20 protein-coding genes are annotated in these 17037 nt (G+C 66.5%); 14 read left to right on the top strand and 6 right to left on the bottom strand.

Going from position 1 to position 17037, the window contains the following annotated elements:
• Nucleotides 1-24 precede the first annotated feature (24 nt).
• Complete coding sequence (locus tag IL252_RS10950) at nt 25-588, top strand: tRNA (cytidine(56)-2'-O)-methyltransferase (RefSeq protein ID WP_208628029.1); 564 nt, start codon at nt 25-27, stop codon at nt 586-588.
• A gap of 12 nt (nt 589-600) precedes the next feature.
• Here IL252_RS10950 and IL252_RS10955 read toward each other — a convergent pair whose 3' ends face one another.
• Both IL252_RS10955 and IL252_RS10960 read right to left on the bottom strand, forming a co-directional pair.
• The gene (locus IL252_RS10955) at nt 601-1314 is read right to left on the bottom strand and encodes a ThuA domain-containing protein (protein WP_208628030.1); all 714 of its coding nucleotides are present in this window, start codon (nt 1312-1314) and stop codon (nt 601-603) included.
• Nucleotides 1315-1386: 72 nt separating this feature from the next.
• The gene (locus IL252_RS10960; RefSeq protein ID WP_208628031.1) at nt 1387-1920 is read right to left on the bottom strand and encodes a phosphate-starvation-inducible PsiE family protein; all 534 of its coding nucleotides are present in this window, start codon (nt 1918-1920) and stop codon (nt 1387-1389) included.
• Between the two features lie 203 nt (nt 1921-2123).
• On the opposite strand from IL252_RS10960, the gene IL252_RS10965 reads away from it, so the two are divergent.
• From IL252_RS10965 to IL252_RS11010, 10 genes are all read left to right on the top strand, one after another.
• On the top strand, nt 2124-2663 hold the full coding sequence (locus IL252_RS10965) for a transcription factor (protein WP_015763284.1): 540 nt from the start codon (nt 2124-2126) through the stop codon (nt 2661-2663).
• Complete coding sequence (locus IL252_RS10970) at nt 2663-3334, top strand: DUF2110 family protein (protein WP_208628032.1); 672 nt, start codon at nt 2663-2665, stop codon at nt 3332-3334. Before IL252_RS10965 ends, IL252_RS10970 begins: the two co-directional genes overlap by 1 nt.
• The gene (locus IL252_RS10975) at nt 3331-4104 is read left to right on the top strand and encodes a DUF5803 family protein (RefSeq protein ID WP_208628033.1); all 774 of its coding nucleotides are present in this window, start codon (nt 3331-3333) and stop codon (nt 4102-4104) included. The genes IL252_RS10970 and IL252_RS10975 overlap by 4 nt, the downstream gene beginning before the upstream one ends.
• A 46-nt stretch (nt 4105-4150) precedes the next feature.
• Nucleotides 4151-4843: a molybdopterin-binding protein gene (locus IL252_RS10980; protein ID WP_208628034.1), complete on the top strand. Its 693-nt coding sequence runs from the start codon at nt 4151-4153 to the stop codon at nt 4841-4843.
• Between the two features lie 190 nt (nt 4844-5033).
• The gene (locus IL252_RS10985; protein ID WP_208628035.1) at nt 5034-6092 is read left to right on the top strand and encodes an ATP-NAD kinase family protein; all 1059 of its coding nucleotides are present in this window, start codon (nt 5034-5036) and stop codon (nt 6090-6092) included.
• Nucleotides 6093-6215: 123 nt separating this feature from the next.
• The gene (locus IL252_RS10990; RefSeq protein WP_015763290.1) at nt 6216-7250 is read left to right on the top strand and encodes a phosphate uptake regulator PhoU; all 1035 of its coding nucleotides are present in this window, start codon (nt 6216-6218) and stop codon (nt 7248-7250) included.
• Nucleotides 7251-7331: 81 nt separating this feature from the next.
• Nucleotides 7332-7547: a hypothetical protein gene (locus IL252_RS10995; protein WP_223270951.1), complete on the top strand. Its 216-nt coding sequence runs from the start codon at nt 7332-7334 to the stop codon at nt 7545-7547.
• A gap of 117 nt (nt 7548-7664) precedes the next feature.
• Nucleotides 7665-7889 (top strand): hypothetical protein, encoded by a 225-nt coding sequence (locus tag IL252_RS11000; protein ID WP_018258663.1) that lies wholly within the window; start codon nt 7665-7667, stop codon nt 7887-7889.
• Between the two features lie 50 nt (nt 7890-7939).
• Nucleotides 7940-8383 carry an SRPBCC family protein gene (locus IL252_RS11005; RefSeq protein ID WP_208628036.1) on the top strand — a complete coding sequence of 148 codons (444 nt, stop codon included), beginning with the start codon at nt 7940-7942 and terminating at the stop codon, nt 8381-8383.
• A complete protein-coding gene (locus IL252_RS11010; protein WP_208628037.1) occupies nt 8380-9192 on the top strand; it encodes a carbon-nitrogen family hydrolase in 813 nt (270 codons plus the stop codon). Before IL252_RS11005 ends, IL252_RS11010 begins: the two co-directional genes overlap by 4 nt.
• A 287-nt stretch (nt 9193-9479) precedes the next feature.
• Here the strand turns inward: IL252_RS11010 and IL252_RS11015 are convergent, their stop codons facing one another.
• From IL252_RS11015 to IL252_RS11025, 3 genes are all read right to left on the bottom strand, one after another.
• Nucleotides 9480-10673: a PQQ-dependent sugar dehydrogenase gene (locus IL252_RS11015; protein WP_208628038.1), complete on the bottom strand. Its 1194-nt coding sequence runs from the start codon at nt 10671-10673 to the stop codon at nt 9480-9482.
• A 395-nt stretch (nt 10674-11068) separates the two neighbouring features.
• A complete protein-coding gene (locus tag IL252_RS11020; RefSeq protein WP_208628039.1) occupies nt 11069-12598 on the bottom strand; it encodes an aldehyde dehydrogenase family protein in 1530 nt (509 codons plus the stop codon).
• Nucleotides 12599-12808: 210 nt separating this feature from the next.
• On the bottom strand, nt 12809-14920 hold the full coding sequence (locus IL252_RS11025; protein WP_208628108.1) for a CDC48 family AAA ATPase: 2112 nt from the start codon (nt 14918-14920) through the stop codon (nt 12809-12811).
• A 142-nt stretch (nt 14921-15062) separates the two neighbouring features.
• Here IL252_RS11025 and IL252_RS17740 point away from each other — a divergent pair, with 142 nt between their 5' ends.
• A complete protein-coding gene (locus IL252_RS17740) occupies nt 15063-15197 on the top strand; it encodes a hypothetical protein (RefSeq protein ID WP_015763299.1) in 135 nt (44 codons plus the stop codon).
• 106 nt (nt 15198-15303) lie between these two features.
• On the opposite strand, the gene IL252_RS11030 is transcribed toward IL252_RS17740, so the two are convergent.
• A complete protein-coding gene (locus tag IL252_RS11030) occupies nt 15304-15732 on the bottom strand; it encodes a DUF5796 family protein (RefSeq protein WP_208628040.1) in 429 nt (142 codons plus the stop codon).
• Between the two features lie 96 nt (nt 15733-15828).
• Here IL252_RS11030 and IL252_RS11035 point away from each other — a divergent pair, with 96 nt between their 5' ends.
• Together IL252_RS11035 and IL252_RS11040 are read left to right on the top strand one after the other, a co-directional pair.
• Nucleotides 15829-16707: a shikimate kinase gene (locus IL252_RS11035; RefSeq protein ID WP_208628041.1), complete on the top strand. Its 879-nt coding sequence runs from the start codon at nt 15829-15831 to the stop codon at nt 16705-16707.
• The gene (locus tag IL252_RS11040; protein WP_015763303.1) at nt 16704-16991 is read left to right on the top strand and encodes a chorismate mutase; all 288 of its coding nucleotides are present in this window, start codon (nt 16704-16706) and stop codon (nt 16989-16991) included. The genes IL252_RS11035 and IL252_RS11040 overlap by 4 nt, the downstream gene beginning before the upstream one ends.
• Nucleotides 16992-17037 lie beyond the last annotated feature (46 nt).

Consider the following 17037-nt stretch of genomic DNA (forward strand, 5'->3'; position numbering starts at 1 on the left):
CGGCCGACGCCCCTCCCCTCGGGTATGCAAGGCGAACCCGAGGTCGCCGTCCTCCGACTCGGCCACCGTCCCGGCCGAGACGAACGGATGACGACCCACGTCGGACTCACGGCCCGGGCCCTGGGTGCGGATCGGCTCGTCCTCGCGAACGCGGGCGCGAGTCGACAGGACACCGTCGAGGACATCACCGACCGTTTCGGCGGCCCCTTCGAGGTCGAGGTCACCGAGCAACCGAACCGCTTCCTGAAAGACTGGTCGGGCTCGATCGCCCACCTCACCATGTACGGCCTCCCGGTCCAGGAGGTCGAAGGCGAGATCCGCGCGGCCCACCGGAGCGAGCCGCTGCTGCTGGTCGTGGGCGCGGAGAAGGTCAGCTTCGAGGTGTACGAGCGGGCCGACTGGAACGTCGGCGTGACGAACCAGCCCCACTCAGAGGTCGCCGGGCTGGCGGTCTTCCTCGATCGACTCTTCGAGGGGCGCGAACTCGACCGCGAGTGGGAAGACGCGGACCGCGTCGTCCAGCCCCAGCCGGAGGGAAAGCGCGTCGTCCCGGCCGAGGAAGCCGCCGAGACAGCCGACGACGGGTAGCTGCGACCGCCCTTACTCGCTGGCTTCGACGTTGACGTTGTCCCACTGAGTGACGCTGCGACCTGTCGGTGCCGCCCACTCGACGGCGTTCGCGAGCACGTCCTGAATCGTCTCGTCGTGGTAGATCGGGTACGTCTCGTGGCCCGGTCGGAAGTAGAAGATCCGGCCACTGCCGCGGCGATAGCAGACGCCCGAGCGGAACACCTCGCCGCCCTCGAACCAGGAGCTGAGGACGTGTTCGTCGGGCTGTGGGATCCCGAACGGCTCGCCGTAGGTCTCGGCCTCGGGGACGACGATCGGCGTCTCGATGCCGTCGAGGATCGCGTGGTCGGGATCGATCGCCCAGAGACGCTCACGCTCGCCGGCCTCTCGCCAGTTCAGTGTACAGGGCGTCCCCAGCAGTCGCCGGAAGGGCTTCGAGAAGTGCGCGGAGTGGAGCACGAGCAGGCCGAGCCCGTCGTTGACCGCGTTACAGACCCGCTCGACCACGTCGTCTGCGACCTCGTCGTGAGCGGCGTGACCCCACCAGAGCAACACGTCGGTGTCGTCGAGCACCGACTCGGTGAGGCCGTGCTCGGGTTCCTGCAGCGTCGCCGTTCGCGTCTCGTGGCCGCGCTCGGCCAGCGCGTCGGCGATCGTCTCGTGGATGCCGTCGGGGTAGATTTCCGCGACGGCGTCGTTCTCTCGCTCGTGTACGTACTCGTTCCAGACAGTGACAGCGACCATGCGTGACCTCGGTCGGGACGTGTGCAAAAGTCTGCCGGCCTGTCACGGCCGTCCTATCGCCGGGACTGCTCGCTACGCGGACTCGCCGTCGGACAACTGGAGGGAGTCGTTCCCGTAGACCCGCTCGACGAAGAGCAGTGCGACCAGCGCGAGAATGATGATCGCGTACGATCCGGCCGCCAACACGGCGTCTTCCAGCGTGGCGTACTCACCCGTACGGAAGATGATAGCTTTCCGAACCATCGCTATGACACCGGTGTAAATGACCAGCCTGACGACTCTCCGGGTGTCGTTCTGTTCGACGTACGCGAGCACCGTCTGGTACACCTCGACGATGATCAACAAGAGGAGTCCGGTGTCGATGAACCTGATGACGACGAGCGGATCGGTGATCCTGCCCGATCGCACGGCATCGAGTATCTCCAGAATCAGGTCGAACACTCCGACCGCAAAGAGCAGGGCAAAGACCGTCGCGGCAGCGAGTTCGACCCCGTGGACGAACCGACCCACGACGCGGGAGTATCGCTCACCCAGCGACGCCGAAGACTCTCTCTCGACCGGGGCAGACGAGTTCTGGTCGGGCGAGGGCTGTTCGTCGCCGCTCATTCGTCCAGCCCCGTCTTCCGAGGGCCGTTGTCAAGCATATACCGTTTCGTATGTTCCTTGGACACATATACCATTTGTCGCGACGAGCCGACGCCGACAATCGATCCCTCCACCACTGGCTCGGTTGCCGTCTCTGCTTTTCGACTCCGGGTGTCGTACGGGAAAGCTAAAACTTAACCGGACGACGGCCCGAAGAGCATACAATGGCTTTTGAGGACCTCCTGGAGGATCCTGTGATACAGAAATACCTCCACGAACTCGTCGGACCGAAAGGGATGCCGGTCGCCGCCGCGCCGCCGGACGGCGAAGTGACCGACGAAGAACTCGCCGAAGAACTGGGACTGGAGCTCAACGACGTGCGCCGGGCGCTGTTCATTCTCTACGAGAACGACCTGGCGTCGTATCGACGACTCCGAGACGAGGACTCGGGGTGGCTCACCTATCTCTGGACGTTCAAGTACGAGAACATCCCAGAGAAGCTCGAAGAGGAGATGCACCGCCTGCTCGACGCGCTCGAAGACCGCGAGTCCTACGAGCGAGACAACGAGTTCTACCTCTGTGAGCGCTGTGGCATCCGCTTCGAGTTCGACGAGGCGATGGAGTTCGGCTTCCAGTGTCCCGAGTGCGGTGACCAGGTCGAATCGATGGAGAACACGCGACTCGTCGACGCCATGGACGAGCGGATCGCGAAGCTCCGGGACGAACTCAACGTCGACCACGAACGAGAGGACGCCGAAGCCTGATGGTCGTACTCGCAACGAAGCTGTACGTCGACGGCGACGCTCGCCAGCGTGCGCTCGACTCGCTGACCTCGCTCGTGGGGAACGAACTCGCGGATCTGGACGTGGAGTACGACGTGGGGATCCGTGACGACGACTTCCCGAGCGTCACGATCTCGGGGCCAGACGAGACGATCGCCCGGAACCTCCTGGGCGAGGAGTTCGGCGAGATCGTCCCGACCCTCGAATCGGGCGAGACCTACGTCGGCACGCTCGACTCCTGGGACGACGACGGGTTCGTCCTCGACGTGGGCCACGGCGACTCCGTCCGGCTCCCGGCCGACTCGATCGGACTGGGCCGGGGGAGTCCCGAACAGGTCCGGACCCGCTTCGGACTGGTCCAGCACCTCCCGCTGGAGTTCGTCAACGACGATCCGCCACGCCTCAGCGACGCCGCCCAGGACGAACTGTACGAGTGGACCCGAGGACAGGGCCGCGTCAACGTCAACAGCGCGACCCGGGCAGAGGTTCGGGCGACCGTCAACCGCGCCGGCCACGCCCAGGACATCATCACCGTCGAGCGCGTCGGCCTGCTCGAACAGAGTATCGTCTGCCGCGACGAGACCGATCCGCCGGGGCTGCTGTCCAGCATCGGCCAGTACCTGCCCTCGGAGCTGCTCTGTATCGTCCCATGAGGCGTCGGGGTCTCGTGCTCGCTGCGGTGCTCGCACTCGTCGCCCTGAGTGGCTGCACCTCGCTTCTCGGGCCGGGCGAACCGGACCCCCAGCGGCTCAACGAATCCGCCGACTACGACTGGGATTCGAGCGTCAACGCCTCCATCACCCTCGAAAAGAACGCCTCTGTCCACGTGTACAGTACCGAGAACCGCTCGGAACTACAGGTGTACAAGCGCGACGCGCTGGGCCAGGAGAGCCATCTCGAAATCAGGGCACTCCAGTACCGATACCCGAACGGGACCGTCGTCACCGCCGATCACTCGGCGCTGTCGGTGACCCAGACCCGCGAGCGGACCATCCTCGACGTGCCCAACGAGACCGCCGGACAGGTCGCGTTCACCGCGCCGCGACAGGGCAAACGCTACTCGACGCCGGTGTTCGTCGAGGGGGCGACGAACCTCACCCTCCCGCCGGGAGCCCGCGTCGGCGTCCCGCTGCTCTCGCAGGTGAACCCACCGGCCGGCGAGCGACCGGTGACGGACAATCGGATGACGCTGACCTACGAGAACGTGACCGCCCAGACGATCCGCGTGCGGTACTACCTCCAGCGTGACCTGCTGATCTTCGGCTCGGTCTTCGGAGGTGGGATCGTCCTGGCGATCGGCGGGAGCGTCTACTACTGGCGACAGATCCAGTCGCTGAAACGAAAGCGCGAGGAGACGGCCATCGACATCGACACGGACGGCGACGACTTCGGGGACGACGGACCGCCGCCGGGCATGCGGTAGTCGCGACGACGAGAGGCTTTTACTCGGTGACGACCAACGCCGCGACATGCACGTCGCGCTGGTCTCGGTCGGCGACGAACTACTCGCTGGCGACACCGTCAACACGAACGCCGCGTGGCTCGGCCGCCAGCTCGCCGACCGCGGAGTGTCGGTCGAACGGACGACGGTCGTCCCAGATCGGCTGGCGGACATCGCCCGCGTGGTCAACGAGTACCACGCCGAGTACGACGCCGTCGTCGTCACCGGCGGGCTCGGACCGACACACGACGACAAGACGATCGAGGGCGTCGCCGCCGCCTTCGGCCGTGACGTGGTCGAGAGCGAGGAAGCGCTGTCGTGGCTGGAAGAACACGGCGGCTACGAGCGTGCCGATCTCACCGACGGCACCGGCCACGTCCCCGAAGGGGCGCGTGTGCTGCCCAACCACGAGGGCGTCGCGCCGGGCTGTGTCGTCGAGAACTGCTACGTCCTGCCGGGTGTCCCCGCAGAGATGAAACGGATGTTCGAGGAGATCGAAGACGCGTTCGACGGCGAAGGGCGACACGTCACCGTCGTCGAGACCGACGAACCCGAGAGTGCGCTGCTGGATCGCCTCGCCGCGGTCCAGGAGCGGTTCCCGGTGAAGGTCGGGAGCTATCCGGGCGAGCGTGTCAGCGTCAAGTTCGAAGGGACCGATCGGGAACTCGTCCGGGAAGCGGCGGCGTGGTTCGAAGCGCGGGTCGAGTCCGCCGACGACTAGCGCCCGAGGAACTTGAGCCAGAGCGCCGTCGCGACGATCCCACCGATCGTGACGAGGTAGCCGGCCGCGTCGATGATCCCGGGCTGTACGGTTTCTTGCAGCGGAACGAACATACGACTACGTCCATCGCCCTCCCGCTTCAAAGATTCGTTCCCGGGTGGCTTTTGCGAGTGGCGACCGAACGCGTGGTATGCGCCGAATCGGTGTCGTCGTCAACCCCATCGCTGGAATGGGTGGGCGGGTCGGACTCAAAGGGACGGACGGCAAAGTCGAAGCGGCTCGCGAGCGGGGGGCCGAGCCCCGCGCACCCGAGCGTGGGGCCACCGCGCTGGCCGCACTCCGGGAGTACGGCGACGGGATCGAGGTGCTCACCTGGGGCGAGCCGATGGGTGCCGGGGCGGCTCGGGACGCGGGATTCGACCCGGTCGTGCTCGGGGAGCCGGCGAGCGAGGAGACGACGAGCGAGGAGACGCGGGCCGCCGTGCGTGCCTTCCGCGAGCAGGGGGTCGATCTCGTGTTCTTCGTGGGCGGTGACGGCACCGCCGTCGACGTAGCCGAGGAACTCGGCGAGGAGACGCCGATGCTCGGCGTGCCGGCCGGCGTCAAGGTGTACTCCTCGGTCTTCGGCGTCTCGCCGCGTGCGGCCGGCCGGATCGCAGCCCGCTTTACCGACACCGAACGGGCAGAGGTCAACGACATCGACGAGGACGAGTATCGTCGGGGCGAAGTCGTCACCGAACTCCGGGCCGTCGTCCGCGTCCCACAGGCAGACGAGCGCCAGTCTGCGAAGCAACTCGGCGGCGGCACCGTCGAGACGCTGGCCGAGGCCGTCGCCGAGGAGGCACGGCCGGGAGTCACCTACGTCCTCGGACCGGGCAGCACCGTCGGCGCGATCAAGTCGGCGCTGGGGTTCGACGGCACGACCCTGGGCGTCGACGTGTGGCGAGACGGGGCGGTTCTCGTCAGGGACGGCGGCGAGGCGGAGATCGTCGACGCGCTCGGCGAGGACAACGTCGTGATCGTCTCGCCCATCGGCGGACAGGGGTTCGTCTTCGGCCGAGGGAACCAGCAGCTGTCACCGGCCGTCATCGAACGCTGTGAGATCGAGGTCGTCGCCTCGCGGGCCAAGCTCGACGACATCGGCGTGTTGCGCGTCGACACCGGCGATCCAGCACTGGACGAGCAGTTGCGCGGCTGGCTCCGGGTGCGCGTCGGGGCCTTCGAACGCCGTCTCGTCGAGGTCGCCTGACGCCGCGACGACCGGTGGATGTTCGTCCACCGATTCCCGGCAAAGAGATTCAATATTATTATTCGCAGAATGTATTCGCCCGTATAGACAACATTAAGGTGAGCTGGGACAAGTAAAGGACATATGGAAACCCGAAAGGTACAGCGGTTGGGCCCTTCGACGCTCGCGATGACGTTGCCGGCGGAGTGGGCCAGCGCCCACGACGTGGAGAAAGGCGACGAAGTGTCGTTGCGAATCAGCGGCAACGGTGCCCTGACTGTGTTGCCCGAATCGGTACAGGCAGAGGAGTCCGAGGCGATCATCTACGCCGCCAACCTCGACGCCGACGCCGTCGAGCGAGCGATCGTCGCCCAGTACGTGCTGGGCCGCCGGATCATCCACATCGACGCTGGCGAGGGCGAGACGCTCCCCTCGGAACACATCAACGCCGTCTACAACGCCGAGACCCAGCTGATGGGGCTGGGCGTCATCGAGGAACGACCGGAACGCATCGCCATCCGGTGCTCGGTCGACCCCGAAGACTTCACGCTGAACAACCTCCTCGAACGGCTCGAATCGACCGGCAGCACCATGCGAAACGAGGCCGTCAAGTCACTGGCCCACGGCAACCCCGACCTCGCACAGCGCGCACTCAACCGGGAACGCCAGGCCAACAAGATCTTCGTGCTGCTCCTTCGCCTCATCTTCACCTCCTACCAGAACCCCAATCTGGCGCGGGCGGTCGGGCTCGACGACGGCTTCCCGCTGATCGGCTACCGATCGATCGCGAAGAACCTGGAGTTGACTGCCGACAACGCCGAGGACATCGCCGAGATCGCCCTGGAGTCCGACGATCACACGCTCACGGTCGAGTCCTCGACGATGCGTCGGATCCGCGATTTCACCGATCAGGTCAACGAGATCACCGAGAAGGCGGTGACCGCCACCGTCGAGCGCGACTACGACACCGCGATCGAGGTCCGCGAGACCTACGCCGAGATCGGCGACCGGGAGACCGAGATTCTGGACGATCTCCCGGAGATGGGCAACGAGTCGCTCCTGCAGGTGCGGGAAGTCCTCGTGAGCCTCCAGCAGACCGCCGAGTACGCCGTCCGAAACGCCGAGATCGCGACGAACCTCGCGCTCAACGAGGAGTCCGAACACACCGAGATCAAGTAACCGTCCGTCAGCGCACGCCGTCGTCGGTCTCGGGACGCTCGCTCCGCATGAATTAAGTGGCCACTCGGGATACCAACTCGTATGGCAACAACGTCGTCGAAGACGGACATGAGCGTCGGACTGGGGCTGCTCTTCTCGATCGTGGCGGTCGTCGCTTCGGTCGCGACAGGGGTCTTCGGCTACTCGTACGCGCTGGAACACGCCCGTGCAGTGCAGGTCAACGGCGGGATCGCCTTCGGCGTCGCGATGCTGGCTGCGGGCCTGGCGATCGTGGCGATCCACGCGTTCGACGACTGATCGGCTGGCCGACGAGTCGTCGTTCGGACTCCCTTTTGTTCCCACCTCCTGCCCGTCTACTCCGGTTCGATAGCTCGGAAAGGAACGGTTAAGACTTCGAAGACCTTACTTCGAGGCATGGGAGAGATCAGCGAGGAAGATCGGCAGATCCTCGACTACCTGAGGGACAGCGTCTCCCGCGGGCAGAGCTACTTCCGCGCGAAGAACATCGCCGAGCAGCTCGGTCTCTCGTCGAAGCAGGTCGGTGCCCGGTTGCCACGACTCGCAGAGGAGGCCGACGAAGTCGACATCGAGAAGTGGGGCCGATCCCGCTCGACGACGTGGCGCGTCACGCTGAGCTAGTCGTGGCGGTCTTCGCCGTCTTTTTGACCACGTACCCCTGACGACATCGTATGACTGTCCGGGTCGAGCGGACGATGACGGTACCGGCGTCGCCCGAGCGAGTCTGGGAGTTCATCGCGGACCCGGACCGACGCGCCGCGCCGATCAGCGTCATCGAGCGCTGGGAGACACACGACGACGGCTCGGCCACGTGGCACCTCGCGCTCCCGATCCCGCTGATCGACAGCACGGTCGCCGTCGAGACCAGCGACGACGAACGGCGCGCGCCCGACTACGTCAGCTTCACCGGCCGATCGAAGGTGATGTCGGTGCGGGGCGAGCACGAACTGGAAGCGATCGACCGAGACGACGGGAGCGTGGCGACGCGACTGACGAACCGGTTCGTCGTCGACGGTCGAATCCCGGGCGTCGAACGGTTCTTCAAGCGTAACTTCGACGCCGAGCTAGAGAACCTCGAACGCGCGCTGCTGGCAGACGTCGAGGACCGACCATGAAAATCGCGCTCGCACAGCACCGCGTCGAAGCAGGCACCGTCGAGGGGAACGTCGAGCGAGCGACGGCGATGATCGAACGAGCCGCCGACCGCGGTGCGGCGCTCGTCGCGTTGCCGGAGCTGTTCGCCACTGGTTACTTCGCCTTCGACGCCTACGCCCGAACGGCCGAGTCCCTGACCGGGCCGACGCTCACGCGACTGCGGGAGACGGCGATCGACCACGACGTCGCACTCCTCGCGGGATCGATCGTCGAGGATCTGGCCGCCAGCCACGAGGCCGGCATCGAGACGCCGGCCACGGCGGGCTACGCCAACACGTCGGTGCTGTTCGACAGCGATGGACAGCGCCGCAGTGTGTACCGCAAACACCACCTGTTTGGCTACGGCTCGGCCGAACAGGACTTACTGGAGCCGGGCGAGCGTCTCCAGACCGCCGACGTCGGGGGCTTTACCGTCGGCGTCACGACCTGCTACGACCTCCGCTTTCCGGAGCTCTACCGGGAACTGGCCGACCGCGGGGTCACGCTCGTGCTCGTCCCGAGCGCGTGGCCCTACCCCCGCGTCGAGCACTGGTCGGTCCTGCCGAAGGCACGCGCCGTCGAGAACCTCACGTACGTCGCGGCGGTAAACGGCGTCGGCACGTTCGACGACGAGGCGCTGCTCGGTCGCTCGACGGTGTACGATCCGTGGGGGACGCCGATCGCGTCGACGGGCGACGAGCCGGCACTCGTCACCGCCGACCTCGATCCGGATCGGGTCGCTGCCGTCCGCGAGTCGTTCCCGGCGCTCGACGACCGGCGGCAACCCTGATATTTATACGTGCTCGGTCGAGAGTACCACATGCCGGCACGGCGCTTTTCACGTCTTTGCCGGCGAACTAGCTCGGCTCGCTCGACTCGCTGCTCGGCCACGGTGGCGATCGCCCGAGGCTGTCCGGACAGCCTTCCTCGGCGTCCTTCCATCGTGTTGGGTCTCCAGCCCTTTTGACGCTCGCTCGCAACCGTTCTCTCTCGTGTTCTCGGAGCGTCGCTCACACCGTCGGCTGTCACGCTGTGAGACACGCGTGGTGGCGAACTCGTTCACAGACCCACAGCCCATCACGCAGGCGAGAGTCGCACGATCGGTGCCGCCTCGGCGTCGACCGCCACGTAGAGGTGCCCCTCGTCGACGCCCTGGGCCACGTCCCTGATTCGCCAGCCCCGTTCCGACAGCAGCTGCTCGGCCTCGGTCACGTCGGTGCCGTCGACGGTGAAGCGAGCGAGAGACTGCGAGGCCAGCCCGCCGACGAACAGATCGCCGTTCCAGTCCGGGAACGCCGCGCCGGTGTAGAACGTCATCCCGCTGGGTGGGAACCCACCGCTCCCGCAGGGCCAGGAGTAGACCGGCCCGACCACGTCGTCGCGGTCCGCGTGTGCCACGCCGATGGGATCGCCCGAACCGTACGTACAGCCTTCGTCGGCGACGGGCCACCCGTAGTTGCCCCCACGCCGGACGACGTTGATCTCGTCGCCGTCCTGTTCGCCGAACTCGCTCTGCCAGATTGCGCCGGTGTCGGGATGGACGGCCATGCCCTGGGCGTTGCGGTGGCCGTAGCTGTAGATGGCGTCGGCGGCCGCCGGCTCGTCGACGAACGGGTTGTCGTCCGGGACCGAGCCGTCGGGTTCGAGGCGCAGCGTCACACCGAGTTCCGTCGTCAGGTCCTGGGCGACGTGCTCGGGGCCGAAGTCCTTGAACTGTCGATCGCCGACCGTCTGGTAGACCGTGCCGTCCCGGCCGAAAGCGACCCGAGAGCCGAAGTGACCGTTCGACTCGACGAACGGCTCGGCGACGTGGAGCCGCTCGAACGCTTCGAGCGAGCCACTGTCGACGTTCAGCCGCCCGCGACCCAGCGCCGTCGTCGACTCGCCGCCGCCGTTCGCGCTGGCGTAGGTCAGGTACACCCACGGCGTCTCCTCGAACTCGGGGTGGAGTTCGCTGTCGAGCAAGCCACCCTGCCCCCGAGCGTGGACCGACGGCACGCCGCTGACCGTCGTTTGCTCTCCCTCGGGCAACGACACCAGCGAGAGCCGACCGGGCCGTTCGGTCACGAGCAACTGTTCCCCGCCGGGCAGCGGTGTGACGCTCCACGGAGCCGTAAGCGAGTCGGCGACCCGTTCGACGGCGACCCCCGCGTCGTCGCCGGTCGTCGTCGCTCGATCGGGCGACCGGCCCGTACAGCCCGCGGCGAGGCCGGCTGCGATCGTTGCCAGCACCGAGCGCCGCCGCGTGACCGCTGTCCGATCGTCGATCATACTGCCACTTCGTGCCCCACACTCACAAAGGCCCCGTCGACGCGCTCCCGCGGGTCGAACTCTCTCGAAGCACACGCCGTCGCTACTCGCGGCACACACCGCTCGCTGGGTGCATCACTCCTCCTCGCAGTGATCCACTACTCGCGGCACACACCGCTCGCTGAGTGCATCACTCCTCTACTCGCAGTGATTCACTACTCGCGGCTCGTCCCGCTCGCTGAGTGCATCACTCCTCCTCGCAGTAAACAACTGGTCGGCGATCAAACGCCTCCCAGCGTCGTTCACTCCTCTGCTCGCAGTGATCCACTACTCGCGGCCCACACCGCTCGCTGGGTGCATCACTCCTCTACTCGCAGTGAACCACTGGTCGGCGATCAAACGCCTCCCAGCGTCGTTCACTCCTCGGTCCGTATATCCGCCGACAACCCCTGTGCCATCTCGATCTCCTTCGAGTTGTTGAGCGTCCAGGCCGTCCGTTCGGTGACCGCCTCGATCACTTCGCGGGCGTGTGGCGAGCCGCTGCCGGACTTCTTGACGCCGCCGAAGGGGAGGTGGACCTCCGCGCCGATACACGGGAGATTGCCGTAGGCCAGTCCGAGGTCGGCGTTGTCTCGGAAGTAGTTGATCTGGCGGTAGTCCTCGGCGATGATCGCACCGGCGAGGCCGTACGGCGTCGCGTTGACCATCTCGACCGCGCGTTCGACCCCGCCGGAGTACTCCAGCAGGGCGACGTGGGGGCCGAACACCTCCTCGGTGAGACAGCGCAGTTCCGGATCGTACTCCATCTCGTAGACGAAGGGCCCGACCCAGTTGCCCTCCTCGCGGCCGTCGGGAATCGCGTCGGGAGCCAGCTCTTCGCGGTCGACGAGTACCGTCGCGCCCTCCTGTCGGGCCAGTTCGTTGTACTCGGCGAACTTCTCGACTTGCTCTTGATCGACGACCGGGCCCATGAACGTCGACTCGTCGAGGGGGTCCCCGACCGTCACGTCTTCCGCGAGGTCGACGAAGCGGCGCTTGAACTCCTCGTACACGTCTTCGTGGACGATCAGGCGCTCCGCGGAGACACAGCGCTGGCCGGTCGTCTTGAACGAGGACATCACCGCCGAGTGGACCGCAACATCCAGGTCGGCGGTGTCGGTGACGACGACCGCGTTCTTGCCGCCCATTTCACAACACGCGCTCCGGCCCGGCTGGCCGCCGATCTTGCCGGCCACCTCGTGGCCGACCGCCGCGGAGCCGGTAAAGAGGACGGTGTCGACGCGGTCGTCCTCGACGATGGCGTTGCCGGCGTCGCCGTACCCCTGAACGAGGTTGAACACGCCGTCGGGGATCCCCGCGTCGTCGAACATCTCCGCGACGATCTGTGCACACCACGGGGTCTGTTCGGCGGGCTTCCAGACGACGGTGTTGCCCTCGACGAGCGCGACCGCCATGTGCCAGAACGGGATGGCGACGGGGAAGTTCCAGGGCGTGATACAGCCGACGACGCCGCGGGGCTTGCGCCGCATGTAGGCGTCCTTGCTCGCGACCTCGCTCGGAACGACGTCGCCGTGGGGGTGGCGGGCGTTGCCCGCGGCCCACTCGACCATGTGGTAAGCTTCGACCACGTCGGCTCGGCCCTCGGAGAGTTCTTTCCCGCACTCTCTGCTGACGACGGTCCCGAGTTCGTCGGTGCGATCTCGGAGCTCGTGGAAGATCTCCCAGAGGTGTTCTGCGCGATCGATGTAAGAGAGGGCTTGCCACTCGTCGGCGGCGGCCTCGGCGGCGGCGACGGCGCTGGATACGTCGTCGCTCGTTCCGCGCTGGAACTCGGCCAGCACCTCGCCGGTCGCGGGCTCGCGGCTCTCGAATGTCGTCGTACTGTCGCCGTCTGTCCACTCACCGTCGATGTAGTGGCTGCCGGGGACCTCACTGTCTCGAGTCATGTGAGCGTGTGAACTTGACCCCCGGTGGACAAAAATCTATGTCACGAATCTGCACCGACACCGTCCCCTCTCACACCTGGGCTGTGATCCTGTGAGCGATTTCGTCACCTGGGTCGCGATTACCGAGGCTCGGTTTCGATCACTCTGCGAGTGACCGTCCGTAGTAGCTCACGCGTCTCCGCGGCGCTCGTACAGTCGATTCGTCGCGGTTCAGACCGATTCGAGCGCGGCCTCGAAGTCGGCCGTCTCGACGACGACCGATTCGGCGCTGGCTGCAACGTCGTCGGGATCGATGTCGTCGGCGACGGTCCGGATCGCTCGCATCGAGGCTTCCCGGACGAGTGCCTCGATCTGGGCTCCCGAGTACCCCTCCGTCTGGGCCGCCAGCCCGTCGAGATCGACGCCGTCGCCGAGGGGCTTGTCGGCGGTGTGGACCGCCAGGATCTCGCGACGCGCGTCGCGGTCCGGGTTCGGCACTTCGATGTGTTGCTCGAACCGACCCGGCCGCAAGAGCGCGTCGTCCAGCGTCTCGCGGCGGTTCGTCGCCGCCAGGACGACGAGGTTGGGGTTCTCCGTGATCCCGTCGAGCTCGGTCAGCAGCTGGGAGACGACGCGCTCGGAGACCTCGTTGCTCTCCCCGCGCTGGCCTGCGATGGCGTCGATCTCGTCGAGGAAGACGATGCTCGGGGCGGTCTGACGGGCTCGCTCGAACACCTCTCTGACCGACTCCTCGGACTCGCCGACGTAGCGATCAAGCAGTTCGGGGCCGTTGACGTGGATGAAGTTGACGCCGCTCTCGCCGGCGATCGCGCGGGCCAGCAGGGTCTTGCCGGTCCCCGGCGGCCCGTAGAGGAGCACGCCGCTGGGCGGATCCGTGTCGGTCGCCGAGAAGAGCGGCCCGTAGGCGAGTGGCCACTCGACGGCCTCCGTGAGCCGCTCTTTCACCTCGTCGAGCCCGCCGACGTCGTCGAACGAGACCGACGGCGACTCGGCGACGTACTCTCGCATCGCCGAGGGTTCGACGGCCGCCATCGCCGTCTCGAAGTCGGCCCGGTTCACGTCGGGGTCTTCGCTCTCTCGTCGCAGCGCCGTCATCGCGGCCTCCGTGGTCAGCGTCGCCAGGTCCGCGCCGACGAAACCGTGGGTCTGGCTCGCCACGTCGTCGAGTTCGACGTCGTCGTCGATCGGCATCTCGCGGGTGTGGACGTCGAGAATCTCTCGACGACCGGGCTCGTCCGGTACGCCGACCTCGATCTCGCGGTCGAAGCGCCCGCCCCGCCGGAGAGCGTCGTCGATCGTGTCGACGCGGTTGGTCGCGCCGATGACGACGACTCGACCGCGGTCTTCCAGCCCGTCCATCAACGTGAGCAGCTGGGCGACGACGCGGTTCTCCATGTCGGCGTCCTCGTCGCGAGAGCCCGCAATCGAGTCGATCTCGTCGATAAAGAGGATCGACGGTGCGTTGTCCTCGGCGCGCTCGAAGGCCTCTCGTAGCCGCTCCTCGGATTCGCCCTTGTACTTGGAGACGATCTCGGGGCCGGAGATGGTGTCGAAGTACGCGTCGACCTCGTTGGCGACTGCCCGAGCGATCAGCGTCTTCCCGGTGCCGGGCGGCCCGTGGAGCAAGACACCACTGGGCGGGTCGATCCCGAGCCGGTGGAACCGCTCGGGCTCGGAGAGTGGCATCTCGATCATCTCGCGGATCTGGTCGAGTTCTTCGTCGAGACCGCCGATGTCCTCGTAGTTCACGTCGATGTCGGCCGTCTCGGTCGCCTCGTCCTCGGACGGTGGATTCACCGACGACGCGGTCGACGACTCCTCGCGGTCGCCACTGTGGGGCAACACTGTGACGCGCGTGTCGTCGGCGACGCGCACGGAGCCCTCCGGGGAGGTCGAGCGCACGAGGAACGTCCCCAGCCCCTCGACGTGGACCTGCTCGTCTCGCTGGACGAGCCGGTCGACGAGCCGGTCACGGACGGCGTGTTCGTAGGACTCGCTGCCGGGGAGGGGCTTTGCCGGCTGGACGGTGATCGTCGTCGCGTCGTCGACGCTCGCGTTCGAGACCGTCACGGTGTCGCCGATGTTGACACCGGCGTTGGCCCGCGTGTCAGCGTCGATTCTGACGAACTGGCCGCCGTTGTCGCTGGCCGGCCAGACCTTGACGACGGTCTTCCTGTCGCCGCCGACGATGATCGGGTCGCCGCTGAGAACGTTCAGTTCGTCCCGGACCGAGTCCGGCAGCCGAGCGATGCCACGCCCCGCGTCGCGCTTGTTGGCCCCTTCGACTTCGAGTTCGATCCCGCCAGACGGGTGACCATTCATGCGCTCGGGTAGAGGACCGACGGTCTTGATACCGTCGCCTGGTGGCTGGGCGGTCACGGTGTCCATCGACGGCGATCCGGCGGTCGTCTGTCGAGCGTGGCCCGGAGAAACGCCTATATCGGTGGCGTGTGGAACATGTGACATGGTCTCTCAAACCGAGCGTGACGAGATGACCTGGTACGAGTGCGAGCACTGCGGGCTCATGTTCGACGACGAGAGCGACGCCGACCAGCACGAACGCAACTGCGACTCGGAAGAACCGTCCTACATCCAGTAGACGACCCGTCGATCGACCGCTGCGACGGTCGAAGCGGCGCGTTTGTGCGGCCACGACCGCTTCGCGACCCAGCGGCTGCGAGTAGCTCGAAACGGGACGCCGGGGATCACTCGCCGGCGACGATCTCGTAGCTCCGTTCGCCCATCTCGTCTTCGACGAACACGAAGACGCGCCCACGGGCCGTTTCGGGGTCGGCCTCGACTTCGACGCGCATCGACGTGTCCCTGATCGTCACGCCGGGGAACACCTCTTCTTGCTCGCCCGTGTCGAGCATGATCCGTCCCACGCCGGTCTCTTCGAGGATGTCGTCGTGGGTGTTGAGATCGTTGACGTACAGCAACACGCCCTCGGTCTCGTTGGGGTCGGTCACGAGGACGTGGACCTCTTTGGCCGGTGCTGCCACGACGCTGTCTTCGACTCGCTCGGGGACGCCGTGGTAGAACACCTCTCGGCCGTCGGTGTACTCGACCACGACGCCGTCTTCCGTGAGTTCGACCGACAGCGTCTCCGGGGCTACGTCGTTGCGGGCACTCATTGACGACGGTTCGCCTCGGATCGGCAAAAGCGCCGCGTTCCACCGGCGGCTACCAGACCGCCACAGGTAAATACGGTCGTGTGGGACAGTGAGACGATGCAGGGGAAGGCTGCGGCCCCAGCCGCCGGGACAGTGCTGAACGCGCTCGCCACCCACCGCGGGTCGGCGTTCGCCATCGACGAGTACACCCACGCGACCGTCGATCTGTTCACCGAGGCAGAGATCGACGACGACGAGGAAGCGATCGTCGGGGAGATCGCTGGCGCACCGGAGGCCGACACCCGCCTGATCGAGACCTGCGTCGAGTACGTCCTCGACGCTCACGGCGAACCCGAGGTGGCCGGTGCCGTCGTCCGAACCGAGAGCGACGTGCCGATGGCGTCCGGTCTCAAGAGCAGCTCGGCGGCCGCCAACGCGACCGTCATGGCGACACTCGACGCGCTCGACCGGACCGATCGGATGACGCGAGAGGACATGGCCCGTCTCGGCGTGATGGCGGCACGGGACGTAGGCGTCACGGCCACCGGCGCGTTCGACGACGCCTCCGCCTCGATGCTGGGGGGCGTCACCGTCACGGACAACGACGCCGACGAGCTACTGGCACGCGACGAGATCGACTGGGACGTGCTCGTCTACACGCCCCCAGAGCAGGCGTTCAGCGCCGACGCGGACGTACGCCGCTGCGAGCACGTCGCGCCGATGGCCCGGCTGGTCGAGGACCTCGCGCTCGACGGCGACTACGAACGAGCGATGACGGTCAACGGACTGGCCTTCTGTGCGGCTCTCGACTTCGACTCGGAGCCGCTGATCGAGGCGATGCGACAGGTCGAGGGCGTCTCGCTCTCTGGCACCGGCCCGTCCTACGTCGCCGTCGGTCCACGACCTGCGCTCGAACAGGTCCAGGTCTACTGGGACCGACGCGACGGCAACACCTGGCTAACGACGACCCAAACGGAGGGAACACACACACTATGAGCACGAATCCAGAGGACATGAGTCTCGACGAACTGCGCACAGAGATCCAGACGATCGACCGGGAGATCGTCGAGAAGATCGCACAGCGGACCTACGTCGCCGACACGATCGCCGAGGTCAAAGACGAGAAGGGCCTGCCCACGACGGACGAAGACCAGGAACAGTCCGTGATGGACCGAGCCGGCGAGAACGCCGAACGGTTCGACGTGGACGCCAACCTCGTGAAAGCGATCTTCCGACTGCTGATCGAACTGAACAAGGTCGAGCAGCGGGAGAGTCGGTGAGTGAGTGAACGGGGTTAGACGCGCTCCAACCACATATTTTACAGTT

The sequence above is a fragment of the Halomicrobium sp. IBSBa genome (assembly GCF_017612575.1).
Classification (GTDB): domain Archaea; phylum Halobacteriota; class Halobacteria; order Halobacteriales; family Haloarculaceae; genus Halomicrobium.